Origin of the sequence: Ancylobacter pratisalsi (assembly GCF_010669125.1) — a bacterium.
Lineage (GTDB): Bacteria > Pseudomonadota > Alphaproteobacteria > Rhizobiales > Xanthobacteraceae > Ancylobacter > Ancylobacter pratisalsi.
The window spans coordinates 761,852-784,906 of the sequence record NZ_CP048630.1; the positions used below are offsets into that span (position 1 = coordinate 761,852).

General features: G+C 63.8%; 20 protein-coding genes. 16 read left to right on the forward strand and 4 right to left on the reverse strand.

Annotation, left to right across the window (positions count from 1 at the left end; all coding sequences use genetic code 11):
- Positions 1-146: 146 nt before the first annotated feature.
- The 9 genes from parA (at position 147) to G3A50_RS03860 (ending at position 9,410) form a co-directional block, all read left to right on the forward strand.
- Positions 147-800, forward strand: a complete 654-nt coding sequence (parA, locus tag G3A50_RS03820; protein WP_163074020.1) for a ParA family partition ATPase — start codon at positions 147-149, stop codon at positions 798-800.
- Positions 797-1,048 carry a ribbon-helix-helix protein gene (locus G3A50_RS03825; RefSeq protein ID WP_163074021.1) on the forward strand — a complete coding sequence of 84 codons (252 nt, stop codon included), beginning with the start codon at positions 797-799 and terminating at the stop codon, positions 1,046-1,048. Before parA ends, G3A50_RS03825 begins: the two co-directional genes overlap by 4 nt.
- Entirely contained in the window at positions 1,045-1,566 is a 522-nt protein-coding gene (locus tag G3A50_RS03830; RefSeq protein ID WP_163074022.1) for a DUF2840 domain-containing protein, read from the forward strand. Before G3A50_RS03825 ends, G3A50_RS03830 begins: the two co-directional genes overlap by 4 nt.
- Complete coding sequence (locus G3A50_RS03835) at positions 1,563-2,108, forward strand: S26 family signal peptidase (RefSeq protein ID WP_163074023.1); 546 nt, start codon at positions 1,563-1,565, stop codon at positions 2,106-2,108. Before G3A50_RS03830 ends, G3A50_RS03835 begins: the two co-directional genes overlap by 4 nt.
- 1 nt (position 2,109) lies before the next feature.
- A complete protein-coding gene (locus G3A50_RS03840) occupies positions 2,110-2,772 on the forward strand; it encodes a lytic transglycosylase domain-containing protein (RefSeq protein ID WP_163074024.1) in 663 nt (220 codons plus the stop codon).
- A gap of 244 nt (positions 2,773-3,016) precedes the next feature.
- On the forward strand, positions 3,017-4,756 hold the full coding sequence (locus G3A50_RS03845; RefSeq protein ID WP_163074025.1) for a relaxase/mobilization nuclease domain-containing protein: 1,740 nt from the start codon (positions 3,017-3,019) through the stop codon (positions 4,754-4,756).
- Between the two features lie 18 nt (positions 4,757-4,774).
- On the forward strand, positions 4,775-6,766 hold the full coding sequence (locus G3A50_RS03850; protein WP_163074026.1) for a conjugal transfer protein TraG: 1,992 nt from the start codon (positions 4,775-4,777) through the stop codon (positions 6,764-6,766).
- A gap of 5 nt (positions 6,767-6,771) precedes the next feature.
- Complete coding sequence (locus G3A50_RS03855; RefSeq protein WP_163074027.1) at positions 6,772-7,218, forward strand: CopG family transcriptional regulator; 447 nt, start codon at positions 6,772-6,774, stop codon at positions 7,216-7,218.
- A gap of 383 nt (positions 7,219-7,601) precedes the next feature.
- The gene (locus tag G3A50_RS03860) at positions 7,602-9,410 is read left to right on the forward strand and encodes a phage exclusion protein Lit family protein (protein ID WP_163077267.1); all 1,809 of its coding nucleotides are present in this window, start codon (positions 7,602-7,604) and stop codon (positions 9,408-9,410) included.
- Between the two features lie 226 nt (positions 9,411-9,636).
- On the opposite strand, the gene G3A50_RS03865 is transcribed toward G3A50_RS03860, so the two are convergent.
- The 3 genes from G3A50_RS03865 to G3A50_RS03875 are packed head-to-tail and all read right to left on the reverse strand — an operon-like array spanning position 9,637 to position 13,666.
- On the reverse strand, positions 9,637-11,475 hold the full coding sequence (locus tag G3A50_RS03865; RefSeq protein ID WP_163074028.1) for a ThiF family adenylyltransferase: 1,839 nt from the start codon (positions 11,473-11,475) through the stop codon (positions 9,637-9,639).
- Positions 11,468-12,514 (reverse strand): cyclic GMP-AMP synthase DncV-like nucleotidyltransferase, encoded by a 1,047-nt coding sequence (locus tag G3A50_RS03870; RefSeq protein WP_163074029.1) that lies wholly within the window; start codon positions 12,512-12,514, stop codon positions 11,468-11,470. Before G3A50_RS03870 ends, G3A50_RS03865 begins: the two co-directional genes overlap by 8 nt.
- A gap of 12 nt (positions 12,515-12,526) precedes the next feature.
- Entirely contained in the window at positions 12,527-13,666 is a 1,140-nt protein-coding gene (locus G3A50_RS03875; RefSeq protein WP_163077269.1) for a patatin-like phospholipase family protein, read from the reverse strand.
- 138 nt (positions 13,667-13,804) lie between these two features.
- Here G3A50_RS03875 and G3A50_RS03880 point away from each other — a divergent pair, with 138 nt between their 5' ends.
- From G3A50_RS03880 to G3A50_RS03895, 4 genes are all read left to right on the forward strand, one after another.
- Entirely contained in the window at positions 13,805-14,716 is a 912-nt protein-coding gene (locus G3A50_RS03880; RefSeq protein ID WP_163074030.1) for a helix-turn-helix transcriptional regulator, read from the forward strand.
- Positions 14,717-14,849: 133 nt separating this feature from the next.
- A complete protein-coding gene (locus tag G3A50_RS03885; RefSeq protein ID WP_163074031.1) occupies positions 14,850-15,452 on the forward strand; it encodes a hypothetical protein in 603 nt (200 codons plus the stop codon).
- A 505-nt stretch (positions 15,453-15,957) separates the two neighbouring features.
- Positions 15,958-17,772, forward strand: coding sequence for an ATP-dependent nuclease (locus G3A50_RS03890; RefSeq protein ID WP_163074032.1), 1,815 nt, complete (start codon positions 15,958-15,960; stop codon positions 17,770-17,772).
- An 8-nt stretch (positions 17,773-17,780) separates the two neighbouring features.
- Positions 17,781-19,604, forward strand: coding sequence for a UvrD-helicase domain-containing protein (locus G3A50_RS03895; protein ID WP_163074033.1), 1,824 nt, complete (start codon positions 17,781-17,783; stop codon positions 19,602-19,604).
- Positions 19,605-19,825: 221 nt separating this feature from the next.
- Here G3A50_RS03895 and G3A50_RS03900 read toward each other — a convergent pair whose 3' ends face one another.
- Positions 19,826-21,211, reverse strand: coding sequence for a transposase (locus G3A50_RS03900; RefSeq protein WP_163074034.1), 1,386 nt, complete (start codon positions 21,209-21,211; stop codon positions 19,826-19,828).
- A 264-nt stretch (positions 21,212-21,475) separates the two neighbouring features.
- Here G3A50_RS03900 and trbB point away from each other — a divergent pair, with 264 nt between their 5' ends.
- The 3 genes from trbB to G3A50_RS03915 are packed head-to-tail and all read left to right on the forward strand — an operon-like array spanning position 21,476 to position 23,042.
- Positions 21,476-22,444, forward strand: a complete 969-nt coding sequence (gene trbB, locus G3A50_RS03905; protein WP_163074035.1) for a P-type conjugative transfer ATPase TrbB — start codon at positions 21,476-21,478, stop codon at positions 22,442-22,444.
- Positions 22,441-22,773, forward strand: coding sequence for a TrbC/VirB2 family type IV secretion system protein (locus G3A50_RS03910; protein WP_163074036.1), 333 nt, complete (start codon positions 22,441-22,443; stop codon positions 22,771-22,773). Before trbB ends, G3A50_RS03910 begins: the two co-directional genes overlap by 4 nt.
- Positions 22,773-23,042, forward strand: coding sequence for a VirB3 family type IV secretion system protein (locus G3A50_RS03915; protein WP_163074037.1), 270 nt, complete (start codon positions 22,773-22,775; stop codon positions 23,040-23,042). Before G3A50_RS03910 ends, G3A50_RS03915 begins: the two co-directional genes overlap by 1 nt.
- The last annotated feature ends 13 nt before the right edge of the window (positions 23,043-23,055 follow it).

Here is a 23,055-nt window from a genome sequence, read left to right on the forward strand (position 1 = left end):
GGACCAAAATCGACGATTCAGCCTTCAGAATCAGAGACTTCCGGCGTCCGTAACTTCTCTAACCCGGATTCCTTCGGAATCCTTCTAACGGAACTACGCCATTATACTGCGACGAGCGCGTCCCCGATGAACGTGTGGAGCGCGCCATGATCGTCGCGCTCCTCAACCAGAAAGGCGGGGTCGGCAAAACGACGCTGGCGCTCCATCTCGCCGGACAATGGGCTCGGCAGGGACAGCGGATCACGCTGATCGACGCCGATCCGCAGGGCTCCAGCCTCGACTGGTCGCAGCTGCGCAGCCGCGAGGGCCTGCCACGGCTGTTCGGGGTCGTCGGGCTCGCCCGCGATACGCTGCACCGGGAGACGCCCGAACTCGCACGTGACGCCGATCACATCGTCATCGATGGACCGCCCCGCGTCGCCGGGCTGATGCGCTCGGCTCTGCTCGCCGCCGATCTGGTGCTGATCCCGGTGCAACCCTCGCCCTTTGACGGATGGGCGTCGGCCGAGATACTGGCGTTGATCCGCGAGGCGCGGATCTACCGCCCGGAGATGCTGGTCCGGTTCGTCCTGAACCGCTGCGGCACTCGCACCGTTCTCGCCCGCGAGACCGCGCGGACGCTGGCCGATCACGATCCTCCGGTACTCACCCGTACCATCGGCCAGCGCATCGCCTTTGCGGCGGCGGCACAATCCGGACGTCTCGTCTTCGAGCACGACGACGCGGGGCCGGCCACGCGCGAGATCGCTGAGGTGACTGCGGAGATCGACGGTCTCGAGGTCGGGAGGTCGTCGCGATGAGAGAGCGCCCGATCCGCCGCGATTTTGCCTCTCGGCCCGCCGATCCCGAGCACTGGATCAAGGCGGCGGATGTCGCGACAGACCACCGCCCCGGCGCCGCGTTCACCGCGCGGCTCACCATCGATGTGACGCCCGACCTGCGCGGGCGGATCAAGGTCGCCGCCTTCAGGCGCGGCGTCACCGTCGCCGAGATGCTGCGCGACTTGCTCGCGCGCGAATTCCCTCCCACATCAGGAGATCAGCCATGAGCGAGGTTTTTGCGCCCCGCGCGGCAAGCACGGCAACCGTGTCCAGTCCCCCGCCCGATGCCCTGACCCATGTTGAGCTGACCCATATCGAGAAGCGCATCGAGAACTGGATCCGCTTCGGCCATCACGCGCATGAGCAGCTTCTGGATCGCCGTCGGCGCATTCTCTCCTTCCCTCCCGGCTGCATCTTCGCTTTTGTCCGATGGGCGTCGAATGACTTCGGCACCGTGGTCTCCCGCCTCGACATCGTGCGCTGCGTGGCGCCGGACGAAGGCTACCAGACGCTACCTTTCGTACGTCCCGGCGGCGAGATCCTGCTGCGGGTGGATGGCTGGCCGAAGGTCGAGAAAATCCTTCAGCAAATCGACGCCGTTGAAGCGATCGGCATCGATGCGGCAACCGTCGCCCCTGATCACTGGTGTCATGTCGCGCACCGCATCAGCGTCGGCTTCGAGCCGCGCGCCTACACGATAGAGCGTCATCAGGCGTGGCTGAAGCGGCAGGAGTGCGGGAAATGAGCCGCGTCGCCTATGTGCTGATGACGACGGCCGCCAGCGTCGGTGCGGCCTTCGCCGCCACGGTACCGACGCCACTCAAACTGATCTGGAATGTCACCGCGAGCGTGCCGGTCGGGCTCTATTCTGTCGAGCCAGCCGATCATCTTGAGATCACCGATCTGGTCGCGGTGATGCCGCCACCGCCGCTCGCCGCGTTCCTGATCGGGCGCGGCTATATCGGCGAAGGCACGCCGCTGCTGAAGCGCGTGATGGGGCTGCCTGGGCAGGATGTCTGCCGTCTCGACGACGCCATCACCGTCGATGGCGTGCCGCTGGGCGAAGCGCTGCCACGCGACCGCATGGGCCGGGATCTGCCGGTCTGGCAGGGTTGCCGGCGTATAGCTGCCGGCGACCTATTCCTCATGAACCCGGACGTCGGCGACAGTCTCGACGGGCGCTACTTTGGCCTGATCCCGGCTACGACCGTCATCGGGCGGGCAATGCCACTGCTTACGGATGAGGCCGGCAACAGTGACTTCATCTGGCGCGCAGCGGTGCGCTGACATGTATCGCGCTGCGTTCTTTCTTGCATCCGGACTGCTGATCGGCGGTGCGTCGCCCAGCACTGCCACCGCGCAGACCATGTCGCCGACTGTGGCGTATGCCGTCCCGTCTTACGCCGCCTTTATCGAGGAAGCCGCGCAGCGCTTCGAGCTTCCGGCCAGCTGGATCCGTTCCGTCCTGCACGCCGAGAGCGGCGGCGATCCGCGCGCCGTCTCTCCGGCCGGCGCAATGGGGCTGATGCAGATCATGCCCGCGACCTGGGACGAGCTTCGCGCCCATCACGCTCTCGGTGCCGATCCGTTCGACGCGCGCGATAACATCCTCGCGGGCGCCGCCTATCTGCGCCAGCTTCACGACCGCTATGGCAGCATCCGCGCCGTGCTTGCAGCCTACAATGCCGGGCCGACGCGCTATGAGGCCTCGCTTGCCGGCAAGCCGCTGCCGCCGGAGACACGCAATTACATCGCGGCCTTGGCGCCGATTATCGACAAAGAGCCTGTTGCCGGCGCCACCGGATCGGTGCGGCCAACGGCGCAAAGCTGGCGCGAGGCGCCGCTGTTCGCCGCGCAGCCCGCGCGCAGCAATCCTACCGATTCCCCGTTCCTCGCGCCGCGCTCCGATGCGCTTTTCGTTGCTCCTTGGCCATCGAGGAGGGCGCCATGAGCAGGCGGGCCCGTTTTCGCACCCTGTCGGGCTCTGGCGCTCCATGGAGGGTGAGGAGGCGCAGTACAACAACCACGACCGCACGAGGGCAGGATAAAAGGGCGCACATTGCGCAGCGGTCGAGATGTTGGCTCTGCCTGCGTTTCCCCGGTGCTTCGGCACCTTGCGGAGCCAAAGCACACGTTTCACGCGTCCCACAAATAACTGCAAATCAACAGATTTCTACACATTGCGAGGCTTCGGCATGAGCGATGAACGCGAGTTCCGCGTCCGTCCCGGCCGCATCCGCTCGACGCGCGCCCAGCAGGCCCGCCCGTTCATCGCCCAGGCTCTCGCCGCTGCTCGAAAGGCCGGCGGCGGGGTTTCCCGTTCGGGCAAGATCGCCTCCGGCAACCGCTCGCGTTTCGGCAGCGGACAGGTCGCCAGCCTTCAGGCCAGCCGCCGGATCACACCACGCTCGCGCGGAGCCGTGGTGAAAGCGCGGGTCGTCCGACACACGGCCCGCGCGGGCTCCCTCAGTCAGCACCTCACCTATCTTCGCCGCGAGGGGGTGACGCGAGACGGGGAGAAGGCTCGGCTGTTCGGTCCCGAGATCGACAGCGTGGATGTCGGCGCCTTCACCGAGCGCTGCCGCGATGACCGTCACCATTTCCGTTTCATCGTGTCGCCCGACGACGCCCTGGAGATGGAGGACCTGCGGGCCTTCACCCGTGACCTCACCCGGCAGATGGAGAAGGACCTCGGCACCGGTCTCGACTGGGTCGCCGTCGATCACTGGAACACAGAGCATCCCCATGTACATCTGATCGTGCGAGGCCGCCGCGACGATGGCCAGAACCTCGTGATCTCCCGCGACTACATCAGCGAGGGCATGCGCGACCGCGCCCGCGACCTGATCACCCAGGAACTCGGCCCCCGCACAGAGCTCGATGTCCGCCGAAGTTTGGAACGCCAGGTCGAGGCCGAGCGGTGGACCGAGCTCGACCGCCAGCTTGTCCGCGAGACCCGGGAGAGCGGCATCATCGACATGGCGCCGGCTCCAGGCCGACAGCCGGACGAACACCATGCACTGAAGATTGGGCGCCTCCGGAAGCTCGAGACGCTCGGCCTCGCCAGCGAGATCGGCAATGCGCATTGGGTGATGGAGCCGGAAGCCGAGGCCACCCTGCGTCAGCTTGGTGAACGCGGCGACATCATCAAGCGCATGCACCGCGCCCTCACCGAACGCGGTATCGAGCGTGGCACGGCAAGCTATGTCCTCGCCGCCGAGAGTCTCGATGTGCCGGTCATCGGCCGGCTGGTCGCACGGGGTCTCGATGATGAACTCCACGGCTCCGCCTATGCCATCGTCGACGGCGTGGACGGGCGCTCCCACCACATCCGCTTGCCTGACCTCGATGCCGCTAGTGACGGGGTGGCCGGCTCCATCGTCGAACTCAGGACCTTCGACGATGCGCAGGGCAAACGGCGCGTTGCGCTCGCCGTGCGCTCCGATTTGGACCTCGCTCATCAGGTGACCGCAACCGGAGCCACCTGGCTCGACCGGCAGGCCATTGCGCGTGCCCCCGTTGCTCTGTCGGACGGCGGCTTTGGCGCGGAGGTGAGCCAGTCACTCGGCCGGCGCGCCGAGCATCTCATCCGCGAGGGCCTCGCCGAGCGGCAGGGACGGCGCGTCGTCTTCGCCCGCAATCTCATCGACACGCTCCGCCGCCGGGAACTGGAGGCCGTGGGAGAGAAGCTCGCCGCCCAGACCGGCCTGACATTCAACAAGGCCGGCACCGGCGAGTATGTCGCCGGCACCTATCGTCAGCGCCATGTGCTCGCCTCGGGCCGCTTCGCCATGCTCGACGACGGCCTCGGCTTCCAGCTCGTGCCCTGGTCGCCCTCTCTGGAGCGCCAGCTCGGCAAGCATGTCTCCGGCGTCGCTCGTGATGATGGTGGTGTCGACTGGAGCCTCGGTCGCAAACGCGGCCTTGGCCTCTGACCCCAGAAAGGGACCACTATGTCGGCGACGAAAATCCTGTGGGGGCAGATCTTCACGGTCCTGCTCATCGTGCTGGCGGCGATCTGGGGCGCGACACAATATGTGGCCTGGAGCCTCGGCTATCAGGCGCAGTTGGGCGCGCCCTGGTTCGTGCTTCTCGGCCTTCCGATCTACTACCCACCGGCCTTCTTCTGGTGGTGGTACTTTTTCGACGCCTATGCGCCGGACGTATTTTTCCGGGGCGCGCTGATCGCCGCCTCCGGCGGCTTCCTCTCCATCGCGGTCGCCATCGCCCTGTCGGTCTGGCGGGCCCGCGAGGCCTCAAAGGTCGACACCTATGGTTCGGCGCGCTGGGCCGAGAAGAAGGAGGTCCGCATCGCCGGGCTGCTCGGCACCGATGGCGTCATCCTCGGTCGGTATGAACGCGACTATCTACGTCATAACGGGCCGGAGCATGTGCTGTGCTTCGCGCCGACCCGGTCCGGCAAGGGCGTCGGGCTGGTCGTGCCCTCGCTACTGACCTGGCCGGGATCGGCCATCGTCCATGACATCAAGGGCGAGAACTGGCAGCTCACCGCCGGCTTCCGCGCCCGGCATGGCCGCGTTCTCCTGTTCGACCCGACCAACGCCAAGTCCGCCGCCTATAATCCGCTGCTGGAAGTGCGCCGTGGCGAGTGTGAAGTCCGTGACGTCCAGAACATCGCCGACATTCTCGTCGACCCCGAAGGCTCGCTGGAAAAGCGGAACCATTGGGAGAAGACCAGCCACGCGCTGCTCGTCGGTGCCATCCTCCACGTGCTCTATGCCGAGACGGACAAGACGCTCGCCGGCGTCGCCGCTTTCCTCTCCGATCCGAAACGTCCGATCGAGACCACGCTCGATGCCATGATGAAGACCGCCCATCTCGGCGAGGCGGGCCCGCATCCCGTCATCGCCAGCGCTGCCCGCGAGCTCCTCAACAAATCCGACAATGAGCGCTCGGGCGTGCTCTCCACCGCCATGTCCTTCCTCGGCCTCTACCGCGATCCGGTGATCGCCGAGGTGACGCGGCGCTGCGACTGGCGCATCGCAGATATCGTCGGCGGCATGGCTCCCTCAACCCTCTACCTCGTGGTGCCGCCCTCCGACATCAACCGGACAAAGCCGCTGATCCGCCTGCTCCTCAACCAGATCGGCCGGCGACTGACCGAGGACCTGCAGGCGAAGGGCGGCCGCCATCGCCTGCTCCTCATGCTCGACGAGTTTCCCGCGCTGGGGCGGCTCGACTTCTTTGAATCGGCGCTCGCCTTCATGGCCGGCTATGGCCTGAAAGCCTTCCTCATCGCCCAGTCGCTGAACCAGATCGAGAAGGCTTACGGCCCCAACAACTCGATCCTCGACAATTGCCATGTCCGCGTGTGCTTCGCGACCAATGACGAGCGCACCGCCAAGCGCGTCTCCGATGCGCTCGGCACCGCCACTGAGATGAAGGCGATGAAAAACTATGCCGGCCACCGGCTCTCACCCTGGCTGGGTCATCTCATGGTGTCGCGTTCCGAGACCGCACGCCCGTTGCTCACCCCCGGCGAGGTTATGCAGCTGCCGCCCACGGACGAGATCGTCATGGTCGCCGGCACCCCCCCGATCCGCGCGAAGAAGGCGCGATACTACGAGGACTCGCGCCTCCGGGACCGGCTCCTGCCGCCGCCAACGCCCACTCGTGGTTCGGCCGTGCAGCATGATGACTGGACCGCGCTGCCGGTGCCCGCAACACAGGAGAGCACGGGCGGGAGCGCCGCCATCGAAGGTCAAGACGATGATCCGACCGGCTCCGAGCACCGGCATCAGCCCGAGCTCAGCCGCGTGAGGGCGGTCGAGAAAATACAGCCCATCGAGAACGAATTCGAGTTCGACAGAGATCGCGACGACGAGATGGATGACGTCGCCGCTCGGAACCGGCGCATGACCGGACTGATGCAAGGCGTGGCCCGACAGGTCAGTCTCAATCCTAATGACGGCATGGAGCTGTGATCGCTATGGCAGGTCGCACGAAGAAGGCGCAGATCTCGGTCTACCTCGAGCCCGACATAATGGACATGCTGGCGCACTACGCCGTCCAGCGCGACCAGTCCATGTCCCTGATCGCCCAGGCCGCGATCGCCTCTTTCCTGTCGCCCGACAGTGCCGAGCGTCAGGAGGCCGCTCTTGCCCGGCGCCTCGGTCAGATCGATCGCCGTCTCGCGCGGCTGGAGCGCGACGTCGGCATCTCGACCGAGGCCTTCGCCACCTTCGTCCGTTTCTGGCTGACCACCACACCGGCGCTGCCGGAACCGGCCGCCCAGGCGGCAAAGGCCAAAGTCTCCGAGCGTTACGCAGCCTACACCCGCGCGCTCGGTCGGCGCTTGGCCAAAGGGCCGCAGCTGCGGCAGGAAATCGTGGAGGATGTTGCAGGGCTGGAGAACGACGGGAGCGGTCGGTATTGACCCATACCTGGCTCTCCGCGGCTCCTCCAGCGACGTCCGCTTCGCGCCCGCTTCTCGGCCGTTCATCCGGCAACGGCCGAGGCCCGAAAGCCGACATAGCGAGGTGGGGCACCTCGGCACTTTTGAGCCATTGCCAGACTCTGGAGCCGCGCCAAAAACGTGTCGTTCAGCTGCTTGCGTAGAAGGCGAACGTCGGCTCGAAGCTTAAGGGCGAGAGCGAGCCAAAACGGCATTTCGACGTAGCGATCCGCTGCAGCCAGATATGGTCCACGGCGGCTGGTTGAAACGGGCTAACCCGAAGGGTATCGGAAGGAGCCGTCACTTGAGCGCATTAACGTTCTAACCTTCGCTGCATTGAGGTGCCGCCCCTATAGAGGACTCCAATGCGCAAGCCTGACCTAAAGGCCAATGACATATGCACCTGCGGCAGCCGGCGCACTTATGGGGAGTGCCATCAGCCGATCTACGAAGCCGCCAAGGGCAAAGCCGTCGCGGTGGCGCAGGAGATCTACGCTCGGGAGTGGGGTGTGAATTCCGATCATTACGGCGCCGAGGGGCTTTACGCCGCCCTAGCGTCCGAGTTGGTCGCCGCCGGCAGAATCTCGCGGGTGCTCGACATTGGCTGCGGCCTGGGCCAAGGGCTGGAGGCCCTATCAGAGGCTGTCCATGGTCCCGACCGGCTGATCGCCGGTGTCGATGAGAACCCGTATTGTCTGGCCGCGGCTGCCACGCGGCTTCGCCTTCCGGCCGAGGCAGTCGCCAGCCCGCGGGTAACATCGAAGCTGGGCTTGAAGCTCTACGACACCGTTCCCGCAGCAACGCCGATCGCCGTCCAAGGCGACCTAGTTCTGGTGCAGGCCAACGTGCTCGTCTCGGACAGGCCATTCGAGAAGTGGCTTCGGGCAAACGGGCAGTTTGACGCCATTACTCTGTGGTTTACTGGCGGCCACAAGGCCCGGTCGCTGACTAAGGTTGCTGAGCGCATCGAGGCCGAGAGCGACGAGGACTTCCGCTGGGCGATCGAGGATCAGGTCATGGAGATTGCGATACGCCATCTGCGCGCGGGCGGGCTCATCCAGATCGTGACTCGAGCTACCGGCGACGTGGAGGCCCTGCGCCTTGAATTGGAGTGCCATCGGCGTGACGCCATCGTGGACTTTCCAGTCGAGTTGGTCGGGGTGAAGGCTTACCCCTATGCCGAGCCGACAGCTTCGGGCGCCATTGTCGTGGGAAGTGCTTGCGGCGTTTCTGTGACGGGCCAGCGGGCGGCGTTCTCCACTTTGTTGCGCGCCCGCGAGGTTTCGACCGAGGCTGCGACGGCCGAGCTTTTCAAGCGGGTCAACAGGACGCCATTCAACATCGCTCCTGAGCGGGGTCCGGAGCTGTCCGAGGCAGTGTTCGGATCCGGCGACTGGACCCTCAATCCGCGCGCCTCCAAGGCGGACTTTTGGGCGGTGCCCGAAGACAAGGCGGTCTATCTCACCTGGGCGGGGCTGGGCAGCTTGTGGAGCGTGGCGTTCGTGACCTACTCCATCATCGACGCCGCCTCGGCAGCCTCACGCGAAGCGGGGCTCAAGGATGCCGCGGCCATCAACATTGGCCAGCTCTGGCACGACCTCAACCTGCAAGGTTATGTTGACTACGCCAAGCTGTTGATCAAAAAGGACTCGCCTTGGCCGCCGGGTTTGGGGATGCCCGACCCCGACGCGCCATTGTCGTCACCACAAGGTCGCCTGAACAACCTGTTCTATGGCGCCTTGAGCTGGATTCTACTGCACGAGATCGGTCACGCTCACCTTGAGCATATCCCCTATCTGTCGGCGTCGGACATGGTCCGCCAGGAGGTCCAAGCCGACGATTTTGCCACCGAGTGGGTGCTGAACGAGGCCGGCGCTGGCTTGGACCGAGAGTTCCGGGTGTTTATGGTGATTACCGCCTTAGCCTGGCTCTTCCTGTTCGAGCAGGCGGGCGGTCAGGACACCCAGCATCCGCCGGCGATCAGACGCTTCGCCGCCGCCGCTCGTTCTTTTAATCTCGGTGAACGAAGCGTAGCCTATGAAAATGGATACTACGTTCTGAAGGCCCTTTTCGACCCGCGAGGCTCGGTGCCGCCCAAGCGGCCGACGCCGCGGCAGGCTTTCGAGGCTATTGCCAAGCGCCTGGAAGAGCTGTTCCCCGCACGCGGCGAATGACTGTATCGTGCGTGATATCGGCTTGTTTCCCGAGCGGCCGAACGCGGCCGGCGGATGCAGCCCATGGCGAAAACGGCCATGCAAGAACCGCATGGCCGTTTCTGCCTGTCCTACTGAGGGTCGGCCTCGCCGGCGAGCCCGCGCCAACAGCTGACATCGACAGTCCGTCTAAAACGTACATTCACAGCAGCAGCGTTGACGCGAGCAGCTTGATATCCGCACACCATCAGGCCACCTCGTCGAGGCGCTTAGGCCCGCACGCTACGCAACGAGCAGAAGGCCATCGCCGATTGACCGTTCGAACGCCCTCTTCAACTTCGCCAAAAGCGGAGCGCCAGCCTTCGGTCAGCTGCCCGCCAAGTGACGCGATACGGCGTGGCGACGCGACGAATACACGACTGAAAGATTGCGCGGGTGGATCGAGAAGACAATCCAGCGCGACTTCTGCGATCATCGCGTTCACGTAGGCCAACTCCACCGGCCCGTAGGGCTGATAATGCGCACCGCAGGCTGGCTCCTCCTGAGCGATATTCCCGCCGTCCGGCCACTCCACAGCCGTGATTTCGGGTGCGCCGGTACGCCCGATGTGACATTGAAGGCAGCCATCCCCTTGGCCAATGGCAACCGCGTGGCCGGCGCAGGCATGGGCCTCAGTCCACCCGTAGACAATGGGCCGTCCACGCCCTTGCCGGACATGCCAGCGATTGAGCGCGCTCTCTGCGACCCAGTTTCCGGTCGCGGCGACGATCATATCGGCCGCTGCTAGCTGATCTTTGTTGCGCGCGATTAGTTGATGCAGACTGCAAGCGCGATATTCGACCTTCAAATGCGGAAAATCGGCCTGCAGCCTTTCGGCCAGAGCTTCGGCCTTGTTGCGCCCCACAGCGGCGGCGCCGAGCGGATGGCGCCCGACGTTGGGCCAGGCTAACGCCTCGGGGTCGACCAGGATGAGGTGGCCGACGCCCGTTTGGGCCAGCGCGCAGGCGACCGGCGCCCCGACGGAACCGCAACCAATCACCACAACCGTTGCGCCGAGCAGCCGGCGCGTGCGGGGATCCTGGCCGCGCCCATGCACCCAATCGGCGTCGGCCCGCTGCACCAGGGTTCTGACGACCGGAACCGCTCCGAAAAAGCGGCCGAGCAGCAGCGGCTGTGGGGTATGACCAGGCCGAAATCCCACGGAGAGGGGTTCGTCAGGCGCTCGCGGCCGGCCCTTGCGCCGCTTTGGATTGTGCGCCCTTACCGCGATTAACGCGGCACCCCCGCGTCCAATCGCGCCAAGCAGCGCCAGCACCTCATCCGGCTCGCCTTTTGCCGCCTCCTCCAATACCATCTTTGCCCCGCCATCGAGCCTTTCAGCTAAGCGGTACAGATCGGTGGCAGTCTCCGGGTATTCCGCAGGAAGCAGTGGCGCGTCGAGCCAGAGGAACGCGGCGGCTTCCGTCTTCACCGGAGTTTTGTCGCCAAAGCGGTTACGCACCCATTTCGCAATCGCGTCCTGGTCGTCTCCGGCGACTTCGAGACCCTTGCCGCGCCACACATGAACCACCCGCGAGGGCGGCTGGGGTGCTACCAGGCTAAACAGGTTTTCGCCCTGCGAATGCACCCGGTAACCCCAGTAGGTGACAAACTCCTCGCGGAAGTCGCGCTCGACGGTGCCGCCTTCCAGCAGTTCCTCGGTCAGCCGGACCGAGCGGTTTAGTAGATCCATCGCGACCTCGGAGGGATCATCAGGATCCCACTCGGCCATGTTAGGCAATAGGCACAGAATGCCGTCGCTCTCGACGTGCGGCCACGTCATGGGCTCGGGATGGTCGACCAGCGCAGTCCTGACCGGCGTTGTCGGAAACAGCGCGCCGGCTACAAGATCGATTTGGCGGGTCACTCCGTCGGAAAACACCACGCTGATCCGCCAAGCGGCGACGATCCAGTCCCGGCTCGGATAGTCGCTGGCGATCGTTGCACTGTCGAGACGCTCGGGCGCCTGCCCCGCTCGCTCGCGTAGGGTCTTTTCGAGCAGGAGCGCCGCCCGTCGCCAATCGAGGGGGAGACCATCCTCAGGCATGACGGCCGCCGCCGGCACTGCTGACCGCGTCGGCCGCCGCAGCCGTCGCGCTGAGCAGGCCGGCCGAGCTGATGATGGCGGGGGCGGACACGGATGCGCGCTGCTCTTCCTCCAACCGCTCGCTGAAGAAGGTGGTCGCGAACACCTTGTCCCAACAGTTGAGCGCTTTCTCGCGCGTGCAGTCGGCTTGGAAGAGCGGCTCAAGCGTGTCGATCGCCTCTGTCAACTTCGCACGGAAGTAGCGCGCCTTGGCGTCGTCGGCCCCACTGGTGATGGTGTCGCCCGGGGTCACCGGGTGGGCGACGACGAGGTTCCAGTTCAGCCGATCACGGATGGCAACCATGGCGTCGTAGAGCGCGCGATCCTCGCGATCTTTCGCGCAAAACTTCTCGGTCGTCAGAACCGAGATGCCAAAGCCGCTGAGGATCGAGCCGCGCCAGCTGTAGCGGCTGCGGGCGTATTTCTTCAGGTCGCGATTGATGCGGCGCAGCTGGATGCCGTTGGCGGATGCGGCGCGCTGGTCCTCGTACCAGTCCGACACATCGCGGGCATCGGACCGCTTCCAGCCGCTGCTCGCCGCCAGCTCGTAATGCACCTCTTCGCCGAAGACGGTGTCGGTGACGACGCGACGGTAGACCGGCAGATCAACGTGGTAACCCTTCTCGTAGAAGACACGCACGCAGTTGGACCGCACCTCAGGCGCATACTTGAACTTGCCGTCGTCGACCGCGTCGCGCACCATCCAGCGCGCCTGCAGGGACGTCATCTCGGCCTCGCGATCGCCGACCAGATCCTTCTTGTGAAAGTAGACCCCGTCGTCGATGTCATAGTCGTTGTCGGGATCGCGGCACATCGTCTTCATGGCGTAGCTGCCCTGTTTGACGAACTCGATCGGCTTGGGCTTGCCGGCCTTATCCAGGCCGTTCCGCAGCCGCGTCCGGTTGGAGTTACGCCGGTCGCGCATTGCATCCTGCTCGCTCTTGGGCAGCGTCACATCCTGATCGTGGTACGCACGCACATCTTTGGCGCAGTCGAACATCGCCTATCCTTCCTATTTGTCAGTGAAAGCGGGACGCCAGACGGCGCCGGTGGCCGGCATCGCCGGCAGATCGTGCATGAGTTGACGAATCATGCACCCGTCGGCGCTGTTGGAATCGTCGCAGGCGCTCTTGGTCAGATCGGCGTCGGTGTGCGCCTGGCCGACCAGCCGGTCCATCGCCTCTGGGCGGGAGTCGTCGAGGGCAAGATACGGCATCATGCTTGCCGGAACCGGCTTGTTGGGAAAGCGCACGCGACGGATCGAGCGGCCGCAGTTGCTGATGGCGTTCGTTAAAAGCCGCGCCATGTGGTCGAAGGCGAACTCCTGTGCCGAGATGCTGAGCGGCGCGACGTCAGCACCCAGCGACCAGTCGAGCATGGAGCGGTGCGCGCTCTCTGCGTCGAGGTGATCACCCTCGGGACGCGGACATGTGCCGAGTGAGTAGATCTCGATCGGACGGTCGGGCGGCGCCACCGTCAGCGCGTCCACGAGCCCGACCATTATCGGATTATTGGCCCAAAGCCCCCCGTCGGCGAACACCTGCTTTGGCCCGCCCGGATCGTTTGGGTCGTCGATGGCGGCGAGCGAGCGGTAGATTGGCGCGGCGCTCGTCGCCATGCAAACGTCCACCAGCGGATAGCGATCGTCGCGTACGCCGCTCTTGGGAGTCTTCTTGAAGACCCACGCCCGGTGCTCGCTCATCAGTACTGTCGGGATCGCGAGCGAGATGCCGCGACCTTCGAATACGTCGATCATGGTTACGTCGTCGAGCACGCCGCGCAGCGCTTCGCGCAACGCCTTGTCGCCCTCGCGTACGAAGCGGCTGCCTTGGCTCGCTCGGTAGATCGCACTACGCTTCCCCGCGATCCGATGAGGAAAGATCTTGGGGCCGTGCTCACGATAAAGCGCCACCACTTCCGTCATAGGCCGCCCGACGGCCAGTGCGCAGCCGACGATCGCGCCGGTGCTGGTCCCGGTGATCAAGTCGAAGCCACGTCCCAGATCGAGGGCCGATTCGCCTCGAATTCGCGCGAACTGATCAGTCAGGCGGGCGAGAAACGCCGCTGTATAGATGCCCCGCATCCCCCCGCCATCCAAACTAAGTACGCGGTAAGGCCGGTCAGCCCTCTGATTTTGCTCGTCTTCCCCCATTTGCGCGACCTTCTTCCCCTGATCGAACGGTTGCCCCGCCAGCAACTCACGTCCATATGATGTGGGGGCGCGGAGTTATCGCGTCAAGTAACTAGATGCGATAATGTTGATAGAATCGCGTTTGTGGACGGATATGTTATGGATGAGAATGGCGAGCGTCGGCGCTGGGGTGTTCAAAGGCGCCTTGAGTTCATAGACTTCAGGCTGTTCTGGGACGGCCGCTTCAACCGTAGCGACCTCTCGGCCACTTTCGCTATCTCAGCCCAGCAGGCGTCAGCCGACATATCGCAGTACGAGAAGATCTCGCCTGCTAATTTGCGATACGATCGCGCAGAGAAGGCCTACATTCGTACCGATGGCTTCTCGCCCGCGTTCATTGGCCAAACGATTGAGCGCTACCTGTTGCAGTTGGTGGCCATCGAGAACCGATGGATGCGCCCAGAAGATACTTGGTTCGATGCGATTCCACCGGTCGAGGTTATTACTCTAGGCCGGCGGCCAACCGACCCGACGGTTCTGTTGCGCGTGCTGGACGCGATCCGGAAACGGCAGGAGATCGACATCGGCTATGCATCGCTCACCGGTTCAGTGCAGCCCTCTAGAACGATCGCTCCTCACGCACTCGCTCATAGTGCTGGTCGTTGGTACGTCCGCTCGTGGTCTAAAGACCACAACGACTTCCGCGACTACAATCTGAACCGCATAGCGGCCGTCAGCGATAACCGGCCCGCTGCGATTGATCCGACCCTCGATTTTGAGTGGGTCCATAAAATCAACCTCGACATCCGGCCTAACCCGAAACTTTCGCCCGAACGCCGGGCGGCCGTAGCAGCCGAGCACGGTATGACGGACGGAAGGCTGTTGCGGCCGTGTCGCTTGAGCCTCAGCTTTTACCTGATGAGCGAGTATAATCTCGACGTCGAGGCGGGCGTTCTTAAGCCGGAAAAGCAGCAGATCGTGCTGCAAAATCGGGACGAGGTGACTCAGGCCCGAGCTCTATCGCGTCAGATGTCGATCGAAGCGTTGACGCGTGCCTTGCAGGTGAACTGATCGTGAAAAGCCAAGATCAAATACCCTTTCTTCGGTCCAAGCGCCGCTGCCTGTCATGGCGATAGCGGCCAGCCTTTTGTTCGGAAGCCTTGCCCGAGCCGATTCTGGGGAAGGGTCCGACACCGACATTCTGATGATCAATCTCGAAGACGAGACGCGCCATGTGTCGATCGGTCATCTCTCCCTCTTCGTTTATCCTTGGCGTCGACTGGAACAGGACGCGCAGTCCGGTGACCTCTTCACTTGCCACCTGGTTAAGGAAGCGAAGGCGTTAGTCGATCCCGACGACTATCTGGGGCAGCTTCAGCGCTCGTTCCAGTTTCGTCAAAGCTACCGAAAAGAGGTCGAGCAAGCATCGGACCTCGGTTGGTATCTGGTCCTATTCGGCGATGAGATGAACTCGGCGTTGCTCGCCAAACGCGCGCTGTGGTGCATCAGAACTGTCTTGATCGCCCGTAGCGCCGAGCAACGTGCTCCGATCTTCGCTCCCCAAGAACTCGCCAAGCAAACACGATCTCCGCCGGCACGGGACCTGCTTGTCCGACGGCACCACCATCGCGACGACGACAGCCTTCGACAGGCCCTACGCGTGTTCCTGGAAAATGAAACTCCCTCAACAGCTCCCCCGATTGGTGCTGACAAGAGTATATTCATCACGCGGTTTGCCGAGACTGCGAACAAGGTTGCTCTGCAGACCCTTAGGCAGGAGGACGAGAGCAGAGCAGGCTATCTATAGCTTGATCTAAATACCTCGATCAAAAGGGAGACGCTCTAGCCCGCGCGACCTGCAAATCTCGGCCGGTGCGGGTCATGACCCTGATCGCAGTGAAACGGAACTTGTCGATATCAAGATTGCACGATATGGGGCAGGAAGGGCAATTCCTTGAGCTTACTTCGCAGCCAATCGGCTACCCGACGACGAACACTTGGCTGTCAGGAATGGGTCAATTCAGGATGCCGCGTAGGTCACAACCACGACCTCCGCTTTGACCGGCCTGACACTAGAAGCTGACAGTCTGCTACCGGCCCCGAAGCCGTCCGTCAGCAAAGCGCCCGCATCTCGGACGTTCAGGAAGCTCCCGCTTACTCCCAAAAGCTGCCGTTAAAATTCTGACAAAGAGCTAAGCCCATCCAAGGCCCGTACCGACTACTCGAGCCGTTTCGCTCCTTTGCTTCACCATCAAATAGGAGGTAGCAAAGGAGACGATGAATTATGAAGATGCTCGGGGCCGGGGGCGGTTTTGAAAGTTCACGCTGTATCGATCGATAATTTCCGCGGCATAAGTTCAGCCAAGCTGGTTCTGCCCGATCATGCCGTCCTCATCGGCGACAACAACACCGGCAAATCCTCCGTTCTCGAAGCCATAGATCTCGCTCTTGGGCCGGATCGACTAAGCCGCCGGCCCCCTGTCGACGAGCACGATTTCTATGAGGGCAAGTATCTGGCTGTGGCTCCGGCCCCGGCCGAGGATGGCGCAGCCCCAGCAGAGCCGCAGCCCGCCCCGCAAATCACCGTAGAGGTCACGATCATTGGGCTGTCGGAGGAGCAGGAAGCCCGGTTTGGCGGCAACATCGAGTGGCTCAACGTCGAAACCGGAGACTTTTTCACGGAAGCAAATCCCGCTGGCGTGGATGCGGCGAACGTCAAGGCGGCGCTGCGCGTCACGTTCATCGGCGCATATGACGGCGAAGAGGACGATTTCGTTGGCAATACCTATTACGCGCGCAGCCTGACGGAGGAAGATACTCCCGTACCCTTCTCTAAGAAGGACAAACAGCACTGCGGTTTCCTCTTCCTGCGCTCGCTGCGCACGGGCTCGCGGGCGCTCAGCCTGGAGCATGGCAGCCTGCTCGACATCATCTTGCGGTTGAAGGAAATTCGGCCGCAAATGTGGGAAGGCACGATCGGCACGCTCGCCGGATTCGATGTCGCGGGCGATCCCGCGATCGGCATTTCGGGCGTGCTCGAAAGTATCGACAAGTCGCTGAAGAAATATGTGCCGCGGGAATGGGGCGTTAAGCCCCATCTCAAGGTCTCGAACCTCACGCGCGAGCATCTGCGCAAGATCGTGACCGCCTTCATCGCCACCGGAGATGGCGCACATGCCGCACCCTTCTTCCGGCAGGGCACCGGCACGATCAACATGCTGGTGCTGGCGATGCTGTCGCAGATCGCCGAGGACAAACAGAACGTCATCTTCGCGATGGAGGAGGTCGAGACCGCGATTCCGCCATATGCCCAGAAGCGGATCGTTCACGAACTGCGCAAGCTGGCGGCCCAATCGATCGTCACCTCGCACTCGCCCTATGTCCTTGAAGAGTTCAAGCTCGACGAGACGGTGATCCTGTCGCGGGCGAATGATGGCATCCTTAAGCAGGCCCAGATCGCGCTGCCCGACAGCGTGAAGCACAAGCGCTATCGCCAGGAGTTTCGGACGCGGTTTTGCGAGGGCCTGCTGTCGCGGCGTGTCCTCATCGCCGAAGGCGCGACCGAGGCGAGTTCGTTTCCGGTCGCGGCCCGCCGGCTCTCTGAATTGAACGCCGGCGTCTATTCGTCGCTCGAAGCGCTCGGCATCTGCATCATCGATGCGGGCACCGAATCGCAGATCGCCGATCTCGCGGGGCTCTATAAGGGTCTCGGTAAGCGGACGTTCGCACTTTGCGACAAGCAGACCGACCCCGCGAAGGCCGCAATCGAAGCCCAGGTCGAACGCCTTTTCATGCACGAGGAAAAGGGCATCGAGGACCTAATCCTCAAGAACACGACCCAGGCCGCGCTTGAACGCTTTTCCAATGCGCTCGATTGGCCGCCGCACCTGTTGCAGAAGTTCCCCGATCCTAAGACCAACCTCATCGCCGCGCTGAAGGAGTATTTCGGCTGGGCGAAGGGAAATTGGGGGATCGCGGATTTCCTCGGCCAATGCTCCGAGCCCGAAATCCCATCGTGGATTCGCGACGCCTGCGTGACCCTCAAGGCGCTCTGCGATCCACCGCCCGCACCGCCGTCGCCTCTGCAGGGGAATGGCCAGGACGCCGCCGTCGAGCCCGTCGAATAGAGGGACGGATGGTCGACCTGACTCCCGCGCAGAAGGATGTTCTGATCGCCGATGGGCACCAACTCGTTGTGGGTGGGCCTGGCTCCGGCAAGACCACTGTGTCCATCCTGAAGGCAGCGAAGATTGCCCGCGAGAAGCTCAAGCCGGGGCAGCGCATCCTGTTCCTGAGTTTTGCGCGCGCGACGGTCTCGCGCGTCTTCGAAGCGATCGACGAAGAGCGGTCCGTGACCAAAGAGGAGAAGACAAGGATCGAGGTCGATACCTATCACTCCTTCTTCTGGCGCATTCTCAAGGCGCACGGCTATCTGGTCGGGTTTCCGCGCCGCATGACAATTCTGACGCCGCCTAACGAGGCGATCGCGCTTTCAGCGATCCGCAGCGCCTTCAAGGCGCCGTTCAAGCTCTCGGACGAGGAGAAGGCGCAGAAGGCCGCGCTGGAGATTGCCGAGCGGATGCGACTGGCGACCGAGGAAGGCAAAATCTGCTTCGACCTGTTCGCGGAGCGCGTGGCCATCCTGTTGCACGGCTCCGCCAAGGTCCGCGATCTCGTATCGACCATGTACCCTTTCATCATCCTCGACGAGTTTCAGGATACCAGCGCCCAGCAGTGGCGCGCGGTCGCGGCAATCGGGAAGAGCAGCACGCTGATCGCGCTGGCCGACCCGGAACAGCGCATCTTTGATTTCATCGGCGCTGACCCGGAGCGTCTCGACCACTTCAGGGAGGCTTTCAAGCCTTCCGAGCATGATTTGGCCGGGGACAACCATCGCAGCAAGGGGACAGACATTGCCTTGTTCGGCAACCACCTCCTTATCGGCAAATTTCGGGAAGAAGCGTATCAGGGCATCGACTACGAGGGGTTTGCCTCGAATCCTAATCAGGCTTTCGCCTCGCTTGTCGCTCAGGTTCTGAAAGCGCGTAAGCGGCTAATCGCGACGGGCCGCCGGGACTGGTCGCTTGCGATTCTGGTGCCGACTAAGCGTATGACCAGGCTGGTATCCGACAATCTGCGCGAGCCCTTCGGCAACGTGCCTCCGATCGCGCACACGGCCGCCGTCGACATGGAAGGCCCGATCCTGGCGGCGGAGGTAATTGCCTTCCTTCTCCAGCAGCGAAGTCACATCGGTTGCTTTGACGAGTTCGTCAGCGTGCTTTGCAGCTACTTCAGCGGCCGAGGGGGTCAAGCGCCGACGAAGGGCGATCTGGCGGAAGCGGCACGGTTCCGCTCGGCGCTGGGCAAGTGGAATGACTGCCTTGCGAAGGGGAAGGCCGTTCCGGCGAACAGCGTCCTGCAAGCCACGTTCGCGGTCCACGAGGCTGCAACGGCTGTCGCGCTGTCTGGACAGCCTGACGACGACTGGACCGCCGTTCGAGCGGTGCTTGAGGCTGGGGCTTGCACTCGGCTCGGAGAGGTTGCGAAGGAGGCGCGCAACGTCAGGCTTCTCGAACGCGGAACGCAGCTCCGGCAAAGCCTATCGCAGGACTGGCGAAATACCGGCGGATACAAGAACGCGCTGGCTGTCACTCGCCAAGCGTTCGTGCAGGAGCATTTCGCGAACGCCCATAAGCCGGAGTCAGGGGTCGTCGTGATGAACATGCACAAGGCGAAGGGGAAGCAATTCGATGAGGTAATCATTTTCGAAGGGTGGCCGAAGCGCTACAAGGGCGAGATCGTCGGCAACCCGGATCGTATTGTGGGCGGCAATGTCCGCGCGGGCGCGATGACGCAAGCTCGCCAGAATTTCCGCGTGAGCGTAACGCGCGCGAAAACCCGCACGACGATCATGTCGCCTAACGACGATGTGTGCGTCCTGCTAATCCCCGATAAATAGGCAATACGAAGGCGCTGTGAGTATGTAATGTCACCAACTGGTGGCTGCGGCGGCCTATTGTGACGGCAACGCGGTCAAACAATTTGCCGGCGACTTAAGGCAGTCCATCCATGATCTGCCTCCAGCAACGGACTGACAGCTTCCGGCGGATTTCGTTGAAAAAGTCGGTCTGCATGCCAGGGCCGGTGGCGTGTCGGATTGGATTATCGAACCTCACCAAGTCATGCGGTCCTGGTGCGCGGCCCGCTCGGGAGCAGCTTGGCGAGCTTCCGGAGGTTTTGGGCGGCTGCGGCGAGGTGGAACTCGTCTCTGGCGCCATTTGGGCCGCGCAGTCGCAGTCGATCCAGCCTCAGGATGCGCTTCAGATGGGCAAACAGCATCTCCACCTTCTTTCGCTGTCGACGTGAGGTGACGTAGTCGTCGGTGGTGGCGATGTCCCGCGCCATGTCGCGTGCACCTTCATGGATCGAGCGCGGTATCTTGCGGGCGGGCGTGTTCGGGCAGCAGCGGTCCTTTAGTGCGCAAGCATCGCAATCCAGCTTGCTAGCGCGGTAGCGCACCATGCCGTCATCATCCACCAGCGGGCGGGGCGTCCGATAGGCCCTTTGGCGCTGCCGCAACTGCTTGCCTGCCGGGCAGATGTAGGCGTCCGCCTTGCGATCGTAGGTGAAGTCGGACCGGCTGAAGGTGCCGTCCTGGCGCTCGGACTTGTCGAACACGGGGATATGCGGCTCGATCCCGCGCTCGTGGACCAGCCAGGCGAGGTTTTCCGCGGAGCCGTAGGCGCTGTCGGCAGCGAGGCGCGCGGGCCAGAGGTCGAAGCGGTCCTGTGTGCGCTCGATCATGGTGCGCGCTGCCCCGACTTCGGCCTGCCGGATGGCGCGGCTCGCCTCGACATCGACGATGACGGCGTGGTCGAGATCGATCAGGTAGTTGGTTGCGTAGGCGAAGAAGGCATGCCCCTTCAGCGCGCCGGTCCACTGTGCGGCCGGGTCCGATTTCGACACGAACTTCGGCTTCACCTCGCTGGCCGCTCCCCAAGCGGCCTCATCGAGCGTGTCGAGATATTCCCGGACCGAGCGGCGGGTCTGGGCGAGGTCGTCCCAATCGACTGAACCCGTACCTTCGGCGGAGCGTTGCCTGTTGGCATCCGCCTTGATCAGGCTGGCATCGACCGCGAAGCCTTCCCCGCCCACGAGCCCTTCCGCGATGCAGCGCCAGACGGTCGTCTCGAACAGCTCCCTCAGGAGATCGCTATCGCGGAAGCGGCCATGGCGGTTCTTCGAGAAGGTGGAATGGTCAGGCACGTTGCCTTCCAGCCCGAGCCGGCAGAACCAGCGATAGGCGAGGTTGAGGTGAACCTCCTCGCACAACCGCCGCTCAGATCGGATGCCAAAGCAATAGCCAACGAGCAGCATCCGGATCATCAGTTCCGGATCGATCGAGGGCCGGCCGATATCGCTATAAAATGGGCGGAGATGTGCACGGATGCCCGACAGGTCGACGAACCGGTCGATGGCCCGCACAAGGTGGCTGGCCGGGACATGCCGCTCAAGGCTGAACTCGTAGAACAGCGCTTCCTGCATCACTGTCCGCTCGCCCATCATCAGATCGTCCTCCTCTACAGAGACAACTGAATCAGGACTTCACGCCGCCAGCAACACCGACTTTTTCAACGATATCGGCCCAAACCGGCCATTCGTAGTTGTCGCAGCGAACTTCTGCTGCCGGCGCAGTCACGCCATTCGCCTGTCATTGCACGCTACCCTACGAAGCTGATCGAATCTTGTTGAACCGACCCGATTGCGGGCTCTTTTAATCATCCCCGCCCGGGATGAGATCGTCAGGACCCCGGCACTGTCGGGGTTGGGATGGCGGCAGCACATCATCAGGGTTTTGCCCGCGGCGCGCGGATGCTGCGCACGGCGCTGGGTCCGGCGATCGCTCGGCATCTGGAAGACCCGGCCGTCGTCGAGGTGATGCTGAACCCGGACGGGCGGCTGTGGATCGACCGGCTCTCGGAGGGACTGTCTGACACGGGTGGGCGGCTCTCGCCCGCTGACGGCGAGCGCATCGTCCGCCTCGTGGCCCACCATGTCGGCGCCGAGGTTCATGCGGGAGCTCCGCGCGTTTCAGCTGAGCTGCCCGAGACGGGAGAACGGTTCGAGGGCCTGCTGCCGCCGGTGGTCGCGACACCGACATTTGCCATCCGTAAGCCCGCCGTCGCGGTCTTCACGCTCGAAGACTATGTCCGCGCTGGGATCATGTCGGCGTGGCACGCCGACGCTTTGCGCCAGAGTGTTGCCTCTCGCGCCAACATTCTCGTCGCGGGCGGCACCTCGACGGGCAAGACCACGCTGACCAATGCGCTGCTCGCCGAGGTCGCGAAGACCTCCGATCGCGTCGTCCTCATCGAGGATACGCGCGAGCTGCAATGCGAGGCGCCGAACCTCGTCGCCCTGCGCACCAAGGACGGCGTCGCCTCGCTGTCCGAGCTCGTCCGGTCAGCGCTGCGCCTGCGGCCCGACCGTATTCCCATCGGCGAGGTGCGCGGCGCAGAGGCGCTCGACCTGCTCAAGGCCTGGGGCACCGGCCATCCCGGCGGCATCGGCACCATCCATGCCGGCAGCGCTATCGGCGCGCTGCGCCGGATGGAGCAACTCGTCCAGGAAGCCGTCGTCACTGTCCCGCGCCCGCTGATCGCCGAGACCATCAATCTCGTGGCCGTGCTCTCGGGGCGCGGCGCCGCGCGCCGGCTCACCGAACTCGCGCGTGTCGAGGGCCTCGGCCCCGATGGCGACTACCGCATCACCCCCGTCCTTACCGGAGATCCCACATGATCCGATCGCTCCAACGCGCCGGCAGCGCAGCCCGGCTGGCCGTGTCTGTCGCCTGCATCAATCTGATGGCCACGGCCAGCGCTCATGCCTCTGGCTCCTCCATGCCGTGGGAGGCGCCGCTGCAATCCATTCTCCAATCGATCGAAGGCCCCGTCGCCAAGATCATTGCCGTCATCGTCATCATCTCGACCGGGCTGGCGTTGGCCTTCGGCGACACGTCGGGAGGCTTCCGCCGGCTGATCCAAATCGTGTTCGGCCTGTCGATCGCCTTCGCCGCCTCGAGCTTCTTCCTGTCGTTCTTCTCCTTCGGCGGCGGAGCGCTCGTCTGATGGCCGAGACAGTTGAGGTCCCCGGGTTCAGCGTGCCGGTCCACCGGGCGCTGACCGAGCCGATTTTGCTCGGCGGCGCGCCACGTGCCATCGCCATCGTCAACGGCACGCTCGCCGGGGCCGTGGGTCTCGGCCTGCGTCTGTGGTTGGTCGGCCTGGCCATCGGGATGATTGGCCATGTCGCAGCGGTGTGGGCGGCGAAGCGCGATCCGCTTTTCGTCGAGGTGGTGCGCCGGCATCTGCGCATCCCCGCGCACCTCTCGGTCTGAGCGGGGTGCCGTG

Coding starts and splice junctions, on each gene's coding strand:
- parA (WP_163074020.1), top strand. CDS start 147: ATGATCGTCGCGCTCCTCAACCAGAAAGGCGGGGTCGGCAAAACGACG.
- G3A50_RS03825 (WP_163074021.1), top strand. CDS start 797: ATGAGAGAGCGCCCGATCCGCCGCGATTTTGCCTCTCGGCCCGCCGAT.
- G3A50_RS03830 (WP_163074022.1), top strand. CDS start 1,045: ATGAGCGAGGTTTTTGCGCCCCGCGCGGCAAGCACGGCAACCGTGTCC.
- G3A50_RS03835 (WP_163074023.1), top strand. CDS start 1,563: ATGAGCCGCGTCGCCTATGTGCTGATGACGACGGCCGCCAGCGTCGGT.
- G3A50_RS03840 (WP_163074024.1), top strand. CDS start 2,110: ATGTATCGCGCTGCGTTCTTTCTTGCATCCGGACTGCTGATCGGCGGT.
- G3A50_RS03845 (WP_163074025.1), top strand. CDS start 3,017: ATGAGCGATGAACGCGAGTTCCGCGTCCGTCCCGGCCGCATCCGCTCG.
- G3A50_RS03850 (WP_163074026.1), top strand. CDS start 4,775: ATGTCGGCGACGAAAATCCTGTGGGGGCAGATCTTCACGGTCCTGCTC.
- G3A50_RS03855 (WP_163074027.1), top strand. CDS start 6,772: ATGGCAGGTCGCACGAAGAAGGCGCAGATCTCGGTCTACCTCGAGCCC.
- G3A50_RS03860 (WP_163077267.1), top strand. CDS start 7,602: ATGCGCAAGCCTGACCTAAAGGCCAATGACATATGCACCTGCGGCAGC.
- G3A50_RS03865 (WP_163074028.1), bottom strand. CDS start 11,475: ATGCCTGAGGATGGTCTCCCCCTCGATTGGCGACGGGCGGCGCTCCTG.
- G3A50_RS03870 (WP_163074029.1), bottom strand. CDS start 12,514: ATGTTCGACTGCGCCAAAGATGTGCGTGCGTACCACGATCAGGATGTG.
- G3A50_RS03875 (WP_163077269.1), bottom strand. CDS start 13,666: ATGGGGGAAGACGAGCAAAATCAGAGGGCTGACCGGCCTTACCGCGTA.
- G3A50_RS03880 (WP_163074030.1), top strand. CDS start 13,805: ATGGATGAGAATGGCGAGCGTCGGCGCTGGGGTGTTCAAAGGCGCCTT.
- G3A50_RS03885 (WP_163074031.1), top strand. CDS start 14,850: ATGATCAATCTCGAAGACGAGACGCGCCATGTGTCGATCGGTCATCTC.
- G3A50_RS03895 (WP_163074033.1), top strand. CDS start 17,781: ATGGTCGACCTGACTCCCGCGCAGAAGGATGTTCTGATCGCCGATGGG.
- G3A50_RS03900 (WP_163074034.1), bottom strand. CDS start 21,211: ATGATGGGCGAGCGGACAGTGATGCAGGAAGCGCTGTTCTACGAGTTC.
- trbB (WP_163074035.1), top strand. CDS start 21,476: ATGGCGGCAGCACATCATCAGGGTTTTGCCCGCGGCGCGCGGATGCTG.
- G3A50_RS03910 (WP_163074036.1), top strand. CDS start 22,441: ATGATCCGATCGCTCCAACGCGCCGGCAGCGCAGCCCGGCTGGCCGTG.
- G3A50_RS03915 (WP_163074037.1), top strand. CDS start 22,773: ATGGCCGAGACAGTTGAGGTCCCCGGGTTCAGCGTGCCGGTCCACCGG.